The following is a 17,578-nucleotide window of genomic DNA, read 5'->3' as shown; positions in this document are numbered from 1 at the left end:
CGTCCGTTCCTCCCGCGCCGGTGATCCGCTGTGATGGCCGGCGTTTCTTGCGGGGCGGACGGATAGCGATTGCCAGTGTGCGGGGAGGCACCTTAAAGCATGGACATGCAGACGGCGACGACAGTGATGGACAAGGTTGACGCCGCCGGTGGGCCGGTCGGCGCCGGCAGCCAGACGCTGATGCGCGGCCTCGACCTGATCGAAGCGGTCAGCCACGAGATGCTGACGCTCAGCGAGCTCGCCGCACGGCTCGACCTGACCAAGAGCACGACGCATCGGTTGCTCTCCGCCCTGGTCGATCGCGGCTATCTCGCCTTCACGCCGCGCGCGGGCTATCGCCTCGGGCCCAAGCTGCTGCTGCTCGGCACGCTGGCGCAGGCGCAGGCCGATCTCGTCCAGGTCGCGCGGCCGCATCTCGAGGAACTCGCCGCCGCCACCGAGGATACCGTCCATCTCGGCATCCTCGACGGCGATCGCGCCCTCTACCTCGACAAGGTGCCGGGCCGGCGTCGCATCACGATCTCCAGCCGCGTCGGCGACCGCCAGCCGCTGACCTCGACCGGGCTTGGCAAGGCGCTGATGATCGACCACAGCCCGGCCTATTGGCGCGAGCGCTTCGATGCCGACCAGGCGACCGGTGCGCCCAAGGCGGATCACGCCGTCTGGCACGAGCGGATGCAGGGCTATGCCACCTGTGGCCGCGCCTTCGACCTCGAGGAGAATGAGGACCAGATCCGCTGCGTCGCCGCGCCGATCCGCGATGCGGCGGGCAAGATCGTCGGCGCGATCAGTGTGTCGAGCGCCGCGCAATATATGAGCGATGCCCGGATGACGACGCTGAGCGACGAGGTTCGTGGGACCGCCGACGCGATCAGCCACGAATTGGGTTACGAACCGAGCGCGGATTGACGGAAGCCCGGCCGGCCATCGGTCGTCACTTCCGCGCCGGCGGAAAGCCGGAAACGCTGACGCTGCGATGACGACCCCACGCGCGGGCCTGACTCCCGCCTTTGCGGGGATGACGCTTGAGGAACGGCACCATGACGCAGGAGAAGACGATGTTACTTGCAGGCAAGACCGTGCTGGTCACCGGGGCGTCAGCCGGCATCGGCCGTGCCGTGGCGATCGGCTGCGCCCGCCACGGCGCCGACGTCGCGCTGAACTTCGCCCGCGACAGCGCCGGCGCCGACAGCGCGGTCCGCGAGATCGAAGCGCTCGGCCGCAAGGGGGTCGCGATCCAGGGCGACGTCGCCGATCCGCATACGGCGAAGGACTTCGTCGCTCGCGCGACGGACGCGCTCGGCCGCGTCGACGTCTTCGTCAACAATGCCGGTATCTGTCCCTTCCACGCCTTCCTCGACATGCCGGTCGAGACGTTCGAACGGACGATGCGCGTCAATCTGCACGGCGCCTATTTCATGGTGCAGGCGGCGGCCAATCAGATGGTCGCGCAGGGCGACGGCGGGTCGATCATCGCCATGTCGTCGATCTCCGCCCTCGTCGGCGGCGAATATCAGACGCATTACACGCCGACCAAGGCGGGGCTGCATTCGTTGATGCAGTCGGTGGCGATCGCGCTCGGCAAGTATGGCATCCGCTGCAATTCGCTGTTCCCGGGCACGATCCTCACCGACATCAACAAGGACGACCTCGCCGACGAGGGCAAGCGCAAATATATGGAAGGCCGGGTGCCGCTCGGCCGGCTCGGCCAGCCCGACGATCTGGTCGGCCCCACCGTCTTCCTCGCCTCCGACCTGTCGTCCTATGTCACCGGCGCATCGCTGCTGGTCGACGGCGGCGCCTATGTGAACCTGCAGTAAGGCGATGACCTGGACGCGGCGGCAGGTCGGGCTGGGCATGGCGGCGAGCGTCCTCCCCTTCCCAGCCCATGCCGCCGCGACCTTCGACGTGCGCGATCATGGCGCGCGCGGTGACGGGCAACGGCTCGACACCGCCGCCTTCAATGCCGCCATCGCCGCCGCGGCGCGGGCCGGTGGCGGCACGGTGGTGATCCCCGCCGGCCGCTACCTGTGCTTCTCGATCCGCCTGCAGAGCCGGGTCACGCTCGCCTTCGCCCAGGGCGCGGTGATCGAGGCGGCCGATCCCGCCCGGCACGCCGGCCGCTACGACCTGCCGGAGGATCGCGGCGAGCAGTTGTACCAGGATTTCGGCCACAGCCACTGGCACAACAGCCTGTTCTGGGGCGACGGGATCGAGCAGGCGGCGATCGTCGGCCCCGGTCTGATCCACGGGCTCGGCCTGACCCGCGACGGCCCCGGCGCGCGGTGGAAGGCCCAGACCGGCGAACGCCCGCTGTCGATGCGGCAGATGAGCGCGGCCGAGATCGCGCAATTGGAACCCGATGTCGCGCGCATGCAGGGGCTGGGCAACAAGGCGATCGCACTGCGCGGCGGACGCGACATCCGCCTGTCGGGCTTTTCGATGCTGCGCTGCGGCCATTTCGCCATATTGGCGACCGGCACCCGCCAGTTGACGATCGAGGATCTGGCGATCGACACCGACCGCGACGGTATCGACCTCGACTGCGTCCAAGACGTCGTGGTGCGGCGCTGCCGGGTCAACACGCCGAATGACGACGCGATCGTCGTGAAGAGCAGCCTCGCGCTCGGCGAGCGCATCGCGGCGGAGCGGATCGCGATCCGCGACTGCGCCGTGTCGGGCTATGACCTCGGCACGATGCTCGACGGTCGCCGATCGACGACGCAGCAGGTCGCTCCCGATCGCGACCGGGTCACCGGCCGGATCAAGCTGGGGACGGAAAGCAACGGCGGCTACCGCGACATCACGATCGAGGATTGCCGCTTCGCGCATTGCCGCGGCCTGGCGTTGGAGACGGTCGACGGCGGGGTGATGGAGCGGATCGTCGCACGACGCCTGACGATGACCGACGTCACCACGGCGCCGCTGTTCCTGCGCATCGGCGATCGGCGGCGCGGCCCGGCCGGTACCGGCATCGGCGCGATCCGCGACGTGCGGATCGCGCAGATCACGGCCGACGGCATTGATCACCGCTTTGCCGCGACGATCGCCGGCTTGGCGTCGCGCCCGGTCGAGAATGTCGCGCTGAGCGATATCACCCTGTCCTACCGCGGTGGCGGCACGGCGGACGATGCGGCGCGCCGGCCGGGCGAGCTGGCTGAGGCCTATCCCGAGCCCAGCATGTTCGGTCCGACGCCAGCCTGGGGCCTGTGGATGCGCCACGCGCGCGGCGTGACGATCGACCGCCTGCATCTGGCCACCGCCGGCGACGCGCGGCCGGCCATCCTCGCCGACGATGTCACCGCCGTGACGGTGCGCAGAACGCCCGCCCGGCGCTCTTAGCATTTGACCTATCCCTACGACGTGTGTACCAAATTCTATAGACCAATGCCACATAATGGGTCGTAGGGAGGGAAGCCAATGCCGTCGATCCATGCATGCCGGATGCAGCTGAAGCCCGGCGTCATCGACGAATATCGCCGCCGTCACGACGCGATCTGGCCCGAACTGTCCCAGCTGCTGACCGACAGCGGCATCCACGATTATTCGATCTTCCTCGACGAGCAGACGCTGGCGCTCTTCGCAGTGCTGAAGCTCGCCGACGACAACCGCCGCGATGCCCTGCCCGACCATCCGGTGATGAAGCGCTGGTGGGATTATATGGCGCCGCTGATGGAGGTGCAGGCGGACAACCGCCCGGTCGAGACGCCGCTGCCGTTGATCTTCCATCATGACTGATCGCCGCCTGGCTCTTCTGGCCGGCGGAGCGGCGCTGGCGCTGCTCGGCGCACCGGCGGCGGCCCAGGTCGCCCGCCCCACCGAAAACCTGTCCGCCCCTGTCAAAACCTTCGGTCGGGTCAGCTACGACGCGCGCTCGCTGATGATCGACGGCAAGCGCCAGCTGATCTGGTCGAGCGAGTTCCACCCCTTCCGCCTGCCCAGCCCTGATCTGTGGCGCGACATCCTGCAGAAGATGAAGGCGAGCGGCTTCAACACCGTCGCGCTCTATTTCGACTGGGGCTACCACAGCCCGAAGCAGGGCGTGTACGACTTCACCGGCATCCGCGACATGGACCGGGTGCTGACCATGGCGCAGGAGGAAGGGCTCTACGTCATCACCCGCGCCGGGCCCTATGTGAACGCGGAGCTGTCGCGCGGCGGCTTCCCCGGCTGGCTGGTCAACCAGCGGGGCAAGGCGCGCACCGACGATCCCGCCTATATGGCCGCCGCCGACGAGTGGCTGACGCGCATCGACGCGATCATCGCGCGCCACCAGATCAACAACGGCGGGACGGTGATCCTGCACCAGATCGAAAACGAACTGTCGGCGACCACCCCGGCGCAGCGCCGGTACATGGATCATCTGTACGCCAAGGCGCGGGCCGACGGCATCACCGTACCGATCTTCCACAACGATCAGGGGCGCAACGGCTATTGGGTGCCGGAAAGCTCGAGCGTTCCCAATGTGGTGAAGGGTCCCAACGACCTTTACGCCTTCGACGGCTATCCGGGCGGCACCTGCACCGTGCAGGGCAAGCCGACGCGCGGCGTCGCGGCGCCCGATTGGGGATTCTACGGACCCGGCGGTGCCAAGGGCGGCGCCTCCGCCTCGCCCGACACGCCGGCATTCCTGGCGGAGTTCGGTGGCGGCTGGTTCGACTATTGGGGCTCGAACGGCGGCTACCACTGCAACGCGATCCAGCGCGGCAAGCGCTTCCAGCGCGTCTTCTACGGCACAAATCTCGCCAACGGCATCGACATCCATTCGGTCTATATGGGTTATGGCGGCACCAGCTGGGGCTGGCTGCCCGCGCCGGTGGTGTTCACCAGCTACGATTATGGCTCGGCCATCGCCGAGGACCGCGAGGTCCGCGAAAAGGCGGAGGAGATGAAGCAGCTCGGCGGCCTGATCGCCAGCGTGCCGTCGCTCGCCGGCATGGTGCCGGCCGCCCCCGTCACGGCGTCGTCCGACAAGGTCCAGGTCTACCACAACCGCAGTCCGGAGACCGACGCGCGCTTCCTGATGGTGACGCACAAGCCGTCGAACGGGCAGAGCGACGACGCCTTCACGATCACCGCCGACCTGCCCGACGGCCGCTATACTTTCCCGCAGGCGGGCCAGATGCGGCTCGACGGTTTCGACGCCAAATGGCTGGTCGCGGGCGTGACGCTGGGCGGGCAGCGACTGGTCTATTCGACCTCGGAACTGCAGGCGACGCTGCCGCTCGGCGACCGCGACCTGATGTTGCTGTACGGCCGCGCCGGCGAGGCGGGCGAGACGGCGCTGCGCTACCCATCGGCCCCGACCGTTCGCGTCCTCGAAGGTCATGCGTCGAGCCGGTTCGACGCGTCACGCGGCGACCTGGTCCTGTCCTATCCGCATACCGGCCGGGCGGTCGTGTCGATCGCAGGCGGCGGGCGGCCGCCGCTGACGCTGATCCTCGCCGACGAGGCGGAGGCGGTACGTTATTGGCGGCAAGGTCCGGCACTGGTGCGCGGACCAGCGCTGGTGCGCCGCGCCGATCTTGCCCGTGGCATCCTGTCGCTCAGCGGCGACACGCGTGAGGCGACGCCGCTGGAGGTGTGGGCGCCCGCGTCGGTCCGCTCGATCCGCTGGAACGGCGCCGCGATAGCGACGCGCACAACCCCGCTTGGCAGCCGCACCGCCACGCTTCCCGGCCCGTCCTCCTTCGCGCTGCCGAGGCTGACCGGCTGGCGCAGCGCCGCCGGATCGCCCGAAGCAGCCCCCGCGTTCGACGACAGCCAATGGCAGACAGCCGGTGGCGCTCCCTATGCCAGCATCACCGCGCGTCCCGACGGCCAGCCCAATCTGCTCGCCGACGCCTATGGCTTCCACGACGGCGACGTCTGGTATCGCGGCCGCTTCACCGGCACGCCCGACGCCAAACAGATCGCGCTCTTCTACGGCGCGGGCGGCGCGGGGATGATCCAGGTGTGGGTCGACGGCGTCTTCGTCGGCCAGAACGAGTTGCCGAGCGGCCTGCCTCGGCCGATCACCACCGGCCTTGCCCGCTTCGACCTGCCCGCTGCGGCACAGGCGCCCGGCGAGCATGTCGTCAGCGTCATGGTGCGCAACAACGGCCATAACTGGGACCTCGACGTCGACGACGCGCACAAGGAAGCGCGCGGCCTGATCTCCGCCTCGATCGAGGCGCCGGGTGGCCGCAGTTACGGCGTGCCGATCGCGTGGAAGCTGCAAGGCCGGCTGGGCGGCGAGACGTTGCCCGACCCCGCGCGTGGCCCCGCCAACAGCGGCGGCCAATATGGCGAGCGGATGGGCTGGCACCTTCCCGGCTTCGACGATCGCAACTGGCAGTCGGCGACGCTGCCGGCCGCAAACCCGAAGCCCGGCACGACCTGGTATCGCACCGCTTTCACCCTTGCCGTGCCGAAGGGGCAGGACGCGACCATCGCCGTCGCTTTCGGCGACACGGCCATTCCTCGCTCGGTCGCGAAATACCGTGCCCTGCTGTTCGTCAACGGCTGGAACATGGGCCAGTTCGTCGCCCATGTCGGGCCGCAGCGTGTCTTTCCGATTCCCGAAGGCATCCTCAATCACCGCGGCGCCAACACGATCGCCCTCGCCGTCACCTCGGACGGTGCCCCCGGCGACGCGCTGGAAGCCGTCAACCTCGTCACGCTGCGCAATGTGCGGGGTGGCGTGCCCGTATCCCCGGTCGCGGCGCCCGCGCGTCCCGACCAGCTTATCCAGGAGAAGTAACTTGGCCGCCCTCACCCACGACGTCCCCCGGCAGGAGGTCACCCAGGCCATCGCCAAGCTGATGGACAATCTCGTCAACATCAAGGACGAGACCGGCGAGTTTCTGCTCCATCTCGAAGACGGCCGGATCATCGACACCAAGGGCTGGGCCGGCTGGGAATGGACCCACGGCGTCGGCCTGTTCGGCATGTGGCGCTATTACGAGCAGACCGGCGACCGGGCGGCGCTCGCCATCATCAAGCAATGGTTCGAGGATCGCTTCGCCGAGGGCACGCCGACCAAGAACATCAATACGGTCGCGCCGTTCATCACCCTCGCCTATCTCTACGAGCACGAGCCCGATCCGCGCTACATCCCCTATCTCGACACTTGGGCCGAATGGCTGATGGCGCCGGACGGCCTGCCCAAGACCGAGGAGGGCGGCTTCCAGCACATCGTCTACAACGACGAGAATCCGGGCGAGATGTGGGACGACACGCTGATGATGAGCGTGCTGCCGCTCGCCAAGATCGGCCTGCTGCTGAACCGCCCGCACTATGTCGAGGAGGCGAAGCGCCAGTTCCTCGTCCACATCAAGTATCTCTTCGACAAGAAGACCGGCCTATGGTTCCACGGCTGGGACTTCAACGGCCGGCACAATTTCGCCGAGGCTTTGTGGGCACGCGGCAATTGCTGGGTGACGATCGCGATCCCCGAGATCATCGAGATCCTCGACCTGCCGCAGGGTGATGCGCTGCGCATGTTCCTGATCGATACGCTGGCGGCGCAGGTGAAGACGCTCAGCCAGACGCAGGATGCCGAGACCGGCCTGTGGCACACGCTGATCGTCGATCCGTCGAGCTATCTCGAGGCCTCGGCCACCGCGGGCTTCGCCTATGGCGTCCTGAAGGCGGTGCGGAAGGGCTATCTGCCGCGCCATTACGAGGCGGTCGGGATCAAGGCGGTCAAGGGCGTCCTCGCCAACATCGACGAGCATGGCGAGTTGCAGCAGGTCAGCTTCGGCACCGCGATGGGCGACACGCTGCAATTCTACAAGGACATCGCGCTGACCTCGATGCCCTATGGCCAGAGCCTGGCGGTCTGCGCGCTCGCCGAGTTCCTGCGCACGTATATCTGACGACGAAGCATAGCCCCTCCCCTTCAGGGGAGGGGTTGGGGTGGGGCAGTTCGGCAAACGCTAAGCTGGTGGAAACGCCCCACCCCCAACCCCTCCCCCAAAGGCGAGGGGCTTGAGGAGAGAGAAATGGCCACCGATCCGATTGCCGCGCGTCCGGCATTACCGACGCACCCGGCCCGCCCGGTACGCTGGTACAATCTCCTCGCCTATGGCTCGAACGACGTGCTCGGCGCGGGGTCGATGGCGGTCATCTCGACCTGGATCCTGATCTTCTACACCAGCTTCTGCGGCCTGTCCGCGGCGCAGGCGACGATCATCTTCGGCGTCGCGCGTGTCCTCGACGCCTTCACTAGCCCGACGATCGGCCATCTCTCCGACACGCTCGGGCGCAGCTGGCTGGGGCGCCGATTCGGCCGCCGCCGCGTCTTCATCCTCGCCGCGATCCCGCTTCTCCCCAGCTTCGCGATCATGTGGGTCGCGGGCCAGGGCTTCTGGTATTATCTCGTTACCTACGTCCTGTTCGAGATGGTCTATGCGATGGAGATCATCCCCTATGAGACGCTCGCCAGCGAGATGGCGACCGATTACCGCACCAAGGCGAAGTTCGCCGGCGCGCGCATCCTCTGCGGCCAGGTGTCGGCGATCGCTGCCGCCTTCCTGCCCGGCTGGCTGATCAGCTATCTCGGCCCGAACTCGCCCGACACCTACCTGTATATGGGCATCATCTTCTCCGTCCTGTTCATGGGCGCGGCGGGGCTGCTCTATACCTTCAGCTGGGAGCGGCAGCGGCCGCCGGGGCTCGACGAGGACGAGGGCGCGCGGGAACGGCCGACGCTCGGCGCGGCGTTCGCGGCGCTGTATCGCAACCTGTTCTCGACGCTGCGCATCCGCGCGTTCCGGCTGCACCTCGGCATGTATCTGGGCGGCTATATCAGCCAGGACATCTACAACGCCGCCTTCACCTATTTCGTCATCTTCGCGCTCGCCGGCACGACCGGCATCGTCGCCAATCTCGTCGGCGTGACCTACATCGTCCAGCTGATCGCGGTGGTGCTGGCGATCAATTTCGCGCTGCGCCTGTCCCCAGCCGCCGCCTACCGCTTCGCGGCGCTCAGCTTCGCCATCGGCGTAATCATCTTCCTGGCGATGTACGCGGCCGGCTATACGGCGACCTCGGCGCTGTTCTGGCTGCCGGTGGTGTTCGCCGGTCTCGGCCGCGGCGCGCTCAACTACATCCCCTGGGCGACCTACAATTACATGGCCGACGTCGACGAGATCGTCACCGGCCGCCGCCGCGAAGGCGCCTTCGCCGGCGTGATGACCTTCGTGCGCAAGATGAGCCAGGCGCTCGCCGTGATCCTCGTCGGCCAGGTGATGCAGGCGTCGGGCTTCGTCTCCAAGGCGACCGTGCAGAGCCCCACCGCGATCGCCGCGATCGTCGGCGTGCTCGGCGCGGGCACGCTGGCGATGCTGGTGTTCGGGGTGCTCGTCTCGACCCGTTTCCACCTGACGCCGCGCACGCATGCGATCCTGCTCGACGAGATCGAATGCTTCCGCAGCGGCGAGCGGAGGCCCAGCGACCCCGAGCACGCGGCGGTGGTCGAGGACCTGTCAGGCTGGTCCTACGACCGGCTGTGGGGCAACAATCCGGTGGCGGCGAAGTAAGGGCTCCTGCGCACGCAGGAGCCCAGAGCCACAAGGCGCAACGTTCGCAACCCTGGGCTCCCGCTTTCGCAGGAGCACTGAGGTGTCACGCCAGGCTGTTGCCGTAGCCGATCACCACCGTCGCGATCAGCAGCAGGCCGATGCCGCTCCACACCACCGCCTTGATCCGCGCGCCGGTGCCCTTCCACTCGCGGAAGGCAAAGCCCCACAAGGTGCCGAAGATGATGATCGACGCCATGTGCAGCGTCCAGCTGGAGAAGCCGAGCCGCCCCATCTGGCTTTCGCCCATCGTGTAGAAGAAGAACTGGAAATACCAGGTGACGCCGGCGAGCGCGCTGAGCGCGTAGTTGACCGCAAGCGGCGGGCGGCCTTCGGCGTGCGCCTGCCCGACCCATTGCCCGGCACTGCGGTTCTTGGCGATCAGCCAGGCGCACCACAGGCCGTTGGTGACCAGACCGCCGCCCATGACGAGGCACAGCACCGGCAGGCCGGTCCACAGCGGCCCCGTGCCCGCCGCGGCGGACAGGCCCTTGATCGGCTCGCCCGCGGCGAGGCCGAAGGCGAAACAGGCGGACATGATGCCGGCGAAGATCGCGACGATGATGCCCTTGCGGAAATCGAATTCGGCGACCACCGCGGCCTTCTGCTCGGGGCTGAGCAATGCGTCCTTGCGCGCGCCGGCGACCGCGACGACGATGATCCCGGCCAGCGTCAGCGCGATGCCGAGCAGCACGATATTGCCCGACGTCGTTGCGAGCAGCTTGGCGTGGAACTCGCCGGTGAACAGCGGCGGGATCAGCGTGCCGAAGACGGTGCACAGCCCCAGCACCACCGCCATGCCGAGCGACAGGCCGAGGTAGCGCATGACGAGGCCGTAGCCGAGGCCGCCGAAACCCCATAGCACGCCGAAGAAGATCGGCCACCAGAAGGCGCCGGCCGGCGCGTGCGACAGGACGCCGAGCAGGTCGTTGGTCTGTAGGCTGGCGAACAGCCACGGCGCGACCACCCAGGAGAACACGCCGCCGGTCAGCCAGTAGATCTCCCAGGACCAGCGCTTCACGCCCTTGAACGGCACATAGAAGCTCGCCGAGGCGAGGCCGCCGAGCCAGTGGTAGAGGACGCCGATCAGCGGATTGGGGGTCATAGCGGCAGCTCCAGGCGGTAGAGGCGGTTGGCGTTGCCAGCGAACATCGCGCGGCGGTCGGCCTCGCCATGGTCGGCGACGACGGCGTGCAGCGCCTCCATGCACCGATCGATGTCGGCGAACAGCAGGTCGGTCGGCACGTCGCTCGCCATCATGCAGCGGTCCGGCCCGAACAGGTCGATCGCCTCACGCACGAAGGGCGCGACATCGGCAAGCGACCAGTCGCGCCGGATGAAGCCGAAGCCCGAGATCTTGACCGCGACATGCGGCAGCCCGGCAAGCGCCGCCATCCCCTTGCGCCAGTCGGCGACGCCATCGGCATCGCTCAGCACTGGCATGCCGAGGTGGTTGATCATCACCGGCACCTCCGGATGGCGGGCGAGCAGCGGCACCAGCCCCGGCATCTGACCGGGATAGCATTGCAGGTCGAACGACAGGCCGTGCCGGCCGAGCGCGGCGAAGCCGGCCTGCCATTGCGGGTCCTGCGTCAGGTCTCGGGCTGTGTAGCTGCGGCGCACATCGGGATGCCAGTTGACGATGTGGCGGATGCCGCGGACGCGGGCATGGGCGGCCTGCTGCGCCAGCACGGTGTCGACCGCCGGATGATCGAGCGCGGCGAAGGCGACGATGCCGTTCGGCAGGACGTCCCCCTGCCCCTCCAGCCATTCGGTCTCGGCGAGCGCGTCGTCGGCGTGCGCGCCGGCATCAATGTGGACCGCGCCGACCACGTTCCACCGCGCCAACAGCGCGCGATAGTCGGTGACGTCGAAGTTTCGGGCGATCGGCTCGACGCTGCCGTTGGGACCGCTGTCGTCGAAGGGGGGGCTGAGCCACGGATAGCGCAGGTGGGCAAGGTCCCACAAATGGATGTGCGCGTCGACGAACGGCAAATCGGTCATCAGCCCTCCCCAGCTGGGCAAATATGCAAAAAGGCCGCGCCGCCTCTGGTTGGGCGGTCGCGGCCATATCGACTAGTAGGTCGTCCGCCCCCCGGAGGTATCGAAGGTGGAGGCGGTGGTGAAGCTGCATTCCTCGCTCGCCATGAAGCAGACCATGGCGGCGGATTCATGCACTTCGCCCAGCCGCCCCATCGGGATCTTGGAGCGCATGTAATCGACCTGGCTCTGCGGCAGCTGGGCAAGGATCGGGCTTTCGAAGGTCGCAGGCGTCAGCGCATTGGCGATGATGCCCTTGCCCGCCAGTTCCTTGCCCAGGCTCTTGGTCAAGCCGATGACGCCCGCCTTGGTCGCCGAATAGGCCGAGGCGTTGGGATTGCCCTCCTTGCCCGCGACCGAGGCGACGTTGACGATCCGGCCATAGCCATTGGCCAGCATGTGCGGCACGATCGCGCGGTTGCAGAAGAACAGGCCGTTCAGGTTGACGCCGACGACCTGCAGCCAGCTGTCGATCGGATAGTCGTGGACCGGCGCGGTCGCGCCGGTGATGCCCGCCGAACAGACCAGCACGTCGATCCTGCCGAGCGTCGCCACCGCCGCCTCGGCCGCCGCGGCGACCGCCTGCGCGTCGGAGACGTCGACCGCGGTCACGCCGGCGGCGCCGACTTCCGCCTTCGCTGCCTCCAGCGCATCGGCGTTCATGTCCCACAGCACGACCTGGCCGCCCTCGGCGACGATCCGCTTGGCGACGTCCTTGCCCAGGCCCGACGCGCCGCCGGTGATCACCGCCGAGCGGCCGGCATAGCGGCCCGCATAGACGGTCATGCGATCGCTCCGTCGCCAAGGTGGCGCCAGGCGACGACATTCTGCCGCTGGGTGCCGAGCTTCTCGATGCCGAGCTCCATCACGTCGCCCGCCTTGAGGTAGATCGCCTCGGGCTTCTTGCCCTCGCCGACGCCGGGCGGGGTGCCGGTGATCAGCAGGTCGCCGGGATAGAGGGTGATGTACTCGCTGACGTAGCTGATCAGCTGCTTGAGGTTGAAGATCATCGTCCGCGTGTTGCCGGTCTGCATCCGCTCACCGTTGACGTCGAGATGCATGTCGAGCGCCTGCGCGTCACCGACCTCGTCGGGCGTCACCAGCCAGGGGCCGACGGGGCAGAAGGTGTCATGGCCCTTGCCCTTCGACCATTGCGTGCCGCGCTGCTTCTGGTTGAAGCGCTCGGACACGTCATTGGCGAGGACGTAGCCGGCGACCTTGTCGAGCGCCTCGTCCTCGGACACGTAGCGGCAGGTCTTGCCGATGATCACGCCAAGCTCGACCTCCCAGTCGCCGTGTGTCGAGCCCTTGGGCAGGACGACGTCGTCGTTCGGTCCCGACAGGCTGGACAGCGCCTTCATGAACATCATCGGCTCGGTCGGGATCGGCAGGTTCGATTCGATCGCATGGTCGCGATAGTTGAGGCCGATCGCGACGATCTTGCCGATGCCCTTCAGCGGCACGCCGTAGCGCGGGCTCCCCTCGACGGCGGGCAGCGACGCGACGTCGGCGGCGAGCGCCTGCGGCATCGTGTCGATCGTCAGGTCGGCGATGACGCCCGACAGGTCGCGGATAGTGCCATCGGCATCGACCACGCCGGGCTTTTCCTGGCCGGGCTGGCCATAGCGGCAGAGCTTCATGGTCTGGGGTCTTTCGGATCAGTGGGTGTAGGGGCGATGCATCGCGATGTCGCGGTTGAGCTCGACGCCGAAGCCGGGCTTGTCCAACGCGCTGGCGCGGATACGGCCGTTCTCGGGCACCGGCTCGCCGAGCAGCTGCGGCGCGAACATCGGCACCACCTCGGTCGGGCCGGGATGCATCATCAGGAACTCGGCGAAGGGCGAGTTGTGGCGCGTCACGACGAAATGGTAGCTGTAGACCGAGGAACCGTGCGGCACGACCATCTTGCCATGGGCATCGGCCAGCGCGCTGATCTTGAGCAGCTCGGTGACGCCGCCGCACCAGCCGACGTCGGGCTGGAGGATGTCGCAGGTGTCCATCTCGATCAGCATGCGGAAGCCCCAGCGCGTCGCCTCATGCTCGCCGGTGGTCACCAGCATGCCCTTGGGCACGTTGCGCTTGAGCTGTTGGTAGCCCCAATAATCGTCGGGGCTGATCGCCTCCTCGATCCATTTCAAGCCATGCTCGTGCGCGGCGATGGCGAGGCGGGTCGCATAGTCGACGTCGAGCGCCATCCAGCAATCCCACATCAGCCAGAAGTCGGGCCCGACCTTCGCGCGCATGTCGGCAAGCTCGGCGATGTTCTTTTTAAGACCCTCGATCCCTTCGGCCGGACCGTGGTGGAGCGGCATCTTGCCGCCGATGAAGCCCAGTTCCTTGGCGACGTCCGGCCGCGCGCCGGTGGCGTAGAATTGCAGCTCGTCGCGCACCGCGCCGCCGAGCAGGTGGTAGACCGGCTCCTGCCGGAGCTTGCCGAGCAGGTCCCAGAGCGCGAGGTCGACGCCGGAGATGGCGTTGATGACCAGCCCCTTGCGGCCGTAATATTGGGTCGAGAAGTACATCTGGTCCCAGATCTTCTCGTAATCGGTGGGCGCACGTCCTTCGAGGAAGCGGGCGAGATGCTTCTCGACGATATAGCAGGCCGGCTCGCCGCCGGTCGTCACCGCGAAGCCGATCGTGCCGTCCTCAGCCTCGATCTCGACCACCAAGGTGCCGAGCACGTTGATGCCGAAGCTCTGCCGCGACTGGCGGTATTCGGGATAGCGGCTCATCGGGGTGGCGATATGGTCGTCGATCCAATGGCCCGCGCCCTGGTCGTGATAGTCGGCGCCGCCGCCGCGCACCGTAAAGGCCCGCACATGCTTGATCTTGGGCAAGGACACGATCGCCACGTCAGCTCCTCTTCTCACAAACTTCGCGAACCTCGCGCATAGGACGGTCCGGCCAGAGCCGTGCGATCCTTGGCAAGTTTCATTTTATGAGATAGCTTGTTAGTGGATGGTAATAGCGGCGTCAACGCGGCCGCGGCAGTGATAGGACAAATCACCGGTTGCGTACCCCGGCGATAGGCGTCACGGCAGGATCGAGGGGCTTTTTGGTGGAACACGCGACAGCCATGGACCAGCCTTGCCCCGCCCCCCGCGACGCGCCGCGCGTCGCGCTGTTCGTCACCTGCCTCGTCGACCTGATCCGGCCGCGCGTCGGCTTCGCCGCGATCGCCGCGCTGGAGGCGGCGGGATGCGAGGTGATCGTGCCCGCGGGCCAGACCTGCTGCGGCCAGCCGGCGCTCAATTCGGGCGACCGCGCCACCGCCGCAGACCTCGCCCGGCGGACGATCGCGCTGCTCGAGGGCCATGACGCCGTCGTCGTGCCGTCGGGATCGTGTGCGGCGACCATCCGCGTCCACTATCCCGAGATATTGGAGGACGATCCGGCGTGGATCGGGCGGGCCCGGGCGCTGGCGGCAAAGACCTGGGAGATCCTCGCCTATCTCGACGAGGCGCGCGGCTGGCGGCCGGACGGCGTCACCCTCCCCGCCACCGCCGCCTATCACGACAGCTGCTCGGGCCTGCGTGAGCTCGGCATCAAGCGCCAGCCGCGGCGGCTGCTCGGCGCCGTCGCCGGCCTAAGGCTGACGCCGCTCGCCGGCGAGGAGACGTGCTGCGGCTTCGGGGGCACCTTCTGCGTCAAATACCCCGCCATCTCCAATGCGATCGTCGGGGAAAAGGCGGCGGCGATCGACGCCACCGGCGCCGATCTGCTGCTGTCGGGCGACCTCGGCTGCCTGATGAACATGGCGGGCAAGCTGCACCGCGACGGCTCGCGGGTGCGCGCCTTCCACACCGTCGAACTGCTCGCCGGCATGGGCGACGGCCCCGCGATCGGGGAAGAGGCGTGAGCGCCGCCGCCGACACGTTCGACCGTCGCGTCGATGCCGCGCTGGCCGACCACAACCTCAAGATCGCGGTCGAGCGCACCGCCGGCACCGCCGAGGCAAAACGTGCCGTGGCGGTGGCGGCCTTCCCCGATTTCGAAGCGGCGCGGGATCGGGCCGCGGCGATCAAGGACCATGTGATCGCCAATCTCCGCGCCTATCTGGAGCGGTTCGAGGCCAATGCGACCGCCGCCGGCGCCGTCGTCCACTGGGCACGCACGTCGGAGGAGGCGTGCGCGATCGTCGTCGACCTGTGCCGCAAGGCGGGCGCAAAAAGCGTCGCGCGCTCCAAGTCGATGCTGGGCGAGGAGATCGGCCTGCCCCATGCGCTGGCCGAGGCGGGGATCGCGCGGGTCGAAACGGACCTTGCCGAACATATCATCCAACTCGCCGATGAACGGCCGTCGCACATCATCTGGCCGGCGATGCACAAGACGCGCGAACAGGTGTCGGCGCTGTTCAAGGCGAGCCATCGCGTGCCGCATGCCGACGAGACGATCGCGGCAATGGCGGAAAGCGCCCGACGTCACTTGCGCGAGGGAATGCTGGGCGCCGACGTCGGCATCTCCGGCGCCAACTTCCTGATCGCCGACACCGGCGCGGTGTGCACGGTCACCAACGAAGGCAATGCCGAACTGTCGCTGGTGCCGCCGCGGATGCAGATCGTCACCGCCGGCATCGAGAAGATCGTGCCGTCGATGGCGCATGCCGTGCCCTTGCTGCGGCTGCTCGCCCGCTCGGCGACCGGCGCGGCGCTGACCCAGTACACGACCTTCTACACCGGCCCCAAGCGCCGCGGCGACGCGGATGGGCCGGACGAGATGCACATCGTGCTGGTCGACAACGGCCGCACGCGGATGCGCAGCGACGGGCTTGCGGAAATGCTGCGCTGCATCCGCTGCGGCGCCTGCATGAACCATTGCGTCGTCTTCCGGCAGATCGGCGGCCATGCCTATGGCGGCACCTATCCGGGGCCGATGGGTGCGGTGCTGACCCCCGCGCTCGACGGGCTGGCCGTAAGCCGCGACCTGCCCAACGCCTGCACGCTCAACGGCAAGTGCCAGGAGGTCTGCCCGGTTCGCATTCCGCTGCCGACGCTGCTGCGCGGCTGGCGCGAGAAGAGCTGGCGCGAGGGGCTGGAACCGGCGTCGCTGCGCAGCGGCCTTGCCGCCTGGGCCTGGGTGGCGCGGCGGCCGGCGCTGTACCGCGCGGCGACCGCGGCGGCGATCCGTGCGATGCGGCTGGTCGGGCGGACCGGCTGGCTGTCGTCGCTGCCCTTCGCCGGCGGCTGGACGCGCTACCGAGACATGCCGCGGCCGGCGGCGGAGAGTTTCATGGCGCAATATAAGAAGGACCGGCGGCGGTGAGCGCGCGGGACGACATTCTGCGCGCGCTGGCGGATCGTCCCGCCCCCTCGCCCGCGCCACCCGGTGCGTCCGGGGTCGCCGATCTGGATGCCGCCGCCGCGGCGCTGCTGGTCGGGGCGGAGCGGCCAGTGGTGGCGGCAGAGGCTGTCGAGACGATATTTGCCGAGCGGTTGACGCTGCCAAGCGTCGCGGCGTCGCTGGCCACGGTCGCCACGATGGCGGAGGTGCCCGCCGCGGTGGCGGCCTATTGCGCGGAACAGGCGCTCCCCTTGTCGCTGTGCATGCCGGCCGACCCGCGGCTGGCGGCGAGCGACTGGTCGGCGTTCGAGCGCCACACCCAGGCCGCGCCCGACGAGCCGGTCGCGCTGGCGGTGGCCGAATGCGGCGTGGCGGAGACGGGGTCGCTGGTGATGCGCACCGGGCCGCATGCGCCGATGCTGCCCAATTTCCTGGCGCTGCACCACATCGTCGTCGTGCCGCGGCTGGTCGCCTATCTGGAGGAGGCGGTCCTGCCCGGGCCGGCACCGCGCGCGGACTATTGGATCACCGGCGTGTCGGGGACGACCGATATCGAGGGCACCTACGTCCGTGGCGCCCATGGGCCGCGCTTCCTGCACGTGGTGCGGGTGCTCGGGTAGCGGCTGTCCTACTGCGTGCGGCAGGGACGGTAAGATAAGCCCCTCCCCTGAAGGGGAGGGGCTCAGGCTTGCATC

At 68.3% G+C, this 17,578-nt stretch carries 15 protein-coding genes; 10 read left to right on the top strand and 5 right to left on the bottom strand.

The window, feature by feature from the left end; translation table 11 throughout:
- The first annotated feature begins 105 nt into the window (after window positions 1–105).
- The 7 genes from D9601_RS13220 to D9601_RS13190 all read left to right on the top strand — a co-directional run bounded on the left by D9601_RS13220 (window position 106) and on the right by D9601_RS13190 (window position 9,524).
- On the top strand, window positions 106–909 hold the full coding sequence (locus tag D9601_RS13220; protein ID WP_232474198.1) for an IclR family transcriptional regulator: 804 nt from the start codon (window positions 106–108) through the stop codon (window positions 907–909).
- Between the two features lie 131 nt (window positions 910–1,040).
- Window positions 1,041–1,820, top strand: coding sequence for an SDR family NAD(P)-dependent oxidoreductase (locus D9601_RS13215; protein WP_269769683.1), 780 nt, complete (start codon window positions 1,041–1,043; stop codon window positions 1,818–1,820).
- A 4-nt stretch (window positions 1,821–1,824) separates the two neighbouring features.
- Window positions 1,825–3,342 carry a rhamnogalacturonidase gene (locus tag D9601_RS13210; RefSeq protein ID WP_198354531.1) on the top strand — a complete coding sequence of 506 codons (1,518 nt, stop codon included), beginning with the start codon at window positions 1,825–1,827 and terminating at the stop codon, window positions 3,340–3,342.
- A 102-nt stretch (window positions 3,343–3,444) separates the two neighbouring features.
- Window positions 3,445–3,738 carry an L-rhamnose mutarotase gene (rhaM, locus tag D9601_RS13205; protein WP_198354530.1) on the top strand — a complete coding sequence of 98 codons (294 nt, stop codon included), beginning with the start codon at window positions 3,445–3,447 and terminating at the stop codon, window positions 3,736–3,738.
- Window positions 3,731–6,742: a glycoside hydrolase family 35 protein gene (locus D9601_RS13200; protein ID WP_198354529.1), complete on the top strand. Its 3,012-nt coding sequence runs from the start codon at window positions 3,731–3,733 to the stop codon at window positions 6,740–6,742. Before rhaM ends, D9601_RS13200 begins: the two co-directional genes overlap by 8 nt.
- A 1-nt stretch (window position 6,743) precedes the next feature.
- The gene (bglB, locus tag D9601_RS13195; protein WP_198354528.1) at window positions 6,744–7,859 is read left to right on the top strand and encodes a beta-galactosidase BglB; all 1,116 of its coding nucleotides are present in this window, start codon (window positions 6,744–6,746) and stop codon (window positions 7,857–7,859) included.
- Between the two features lie 126 nt (window positions 7,860–7,985).
- Window positions 7,986–9,524 carry an MFS transporter gene (locus D9601_RS13190; RefSeq protein ID WP_198354527.1) on the top strand — a complete coding sequence of 513 codons (1,539 nt, stop codon included), beginning with the start codon at window positions 7,986–7,988 and terminating at the stop codon, window positions 9,522–9,524.
- 85 nt (window positions 9,525–9,609) lie between these two features.
- Here D9601_RS13190 and rhaT read toward each other — a convergent pair whose 3' ends face one another.
- The 5 genes from rhaT to rhmD form a co-directional block, all read right to left on the bottom strand.
- Entirely contained in the window at window positions 9,610–10,668 is a 1,059-nt protein-coding gene (rhaT, locus tag D9601_RS13185; protein ID WP_198354526.1) for an L-rhamnose/proton symporter RhaT, read from the bottom strand.
- A complete protein-coding gene (locus D9601_RS13180) occupies window positions 10,665–11,567 on the bottom strand; it encodes an amidohydrolase family protein (protein ID WP_198354525.1) in 903 nt (300 codons plus the stop codon). Before D9601_RS13180 ends, rhaT begins: the two co-directional genes overlap by 4 nt.
- Window positions 11,568–11,639: 72 nt before the next feature.
- Window positions 11,640–12,389, bottom strand: coding sequence for an SDR family NAD(P)-dependent oxidoreductase (locus tag D9601_RS13175; RefSeq protein WP_198354524.1), 750 nt, complete (start codon window positions 12,387–12,389; stop codon window positions 11,640–11,642).
- Entirely contained in the window at window positions 12,386–13,243 is an 858-nt protein-coding gene (locus D9601_RS13170; protein ID WP_198354523.1) for a fumarylacetoacetate hydrolase family protein, read from the bottom strand. Before D9601_RS13170 ends, D9601_RS13175 begins: the two co-directional genes overlap by 4 nt.
- An 18-nt stretch (window positions 13,244–13,261) precedes the next feature.
- Entirely contained in the window at window positions 13,262–14,446 is a 1,185-nt protein-coding gene (gene rhmD, locus D9601_RS13165; RefSeq protein WP_198354877.1) for an L-rhamnonate dehydratase, read from the bottom strand.
- Between the two features lie 233 nt (window positions 14,447–14,679).
- Between rhmD and D9601_RS13160 the strand changes: the two genes are divergently transcribed.
- From D9601_RS13160 to D9601_RS13150, 3 genes are read left to right on the top strand one after another with little or no spacing between them, the layout of a single operon-like run.
- Complete coding sequence (locus tag D9601_RS13160; RefSeq protein WP_198354522.1) at window positions 14,680–15,462, top strand: (Fe-S)-binding protein; 783 nt, start codon at window positions 14,680–14,682, stop codon at window positions 15,460–15,462.
- Entirely contained in the window at window positions 15,459–16,865 is a 1,407-nt protein-coding gene (locus D9601_RS13155; RefSeq protein ID WP_198354521.1) for a lactate utilization protein B, read from the top strand. The genes D9601_RS13160 and D9601_RS13155 overlap by 4 nt, the downstream gene beginning before the upstream one ends.
- A complete protein-coding gene (locus tag D9601_RS13150) occupies window positions 16,862–17,503 on the top strand; it encodes a LutC/YkgG family protein (RefSeq protein WP_332837998.1) in 642 nt (213 codons plus the stop codon). The genes D9601_RS13155 and D9601_RS13150 overlap by 4 nt, the downstream gene beginning before the upstream one ends.
- The last annotated feature ends 75 nt before the right edge of the window (window positions 17,504–17,578 follow it).

Origin of the sequence: Sphingomonas sp. MA1305 (genome assembly GCF_016107325.1) — a bacterium.
Classification (GTDB): domain Bacteria; phylum Pseudomonadota; class Alphaproteobacteria; order Sphingomonadales; family Sphingomonadaceae; genus Sphingomonas.
Note: the sequence above shows the minus strand (reverse complement) of the source record. Positions and strands in the feature narration are given on the sequence as shown.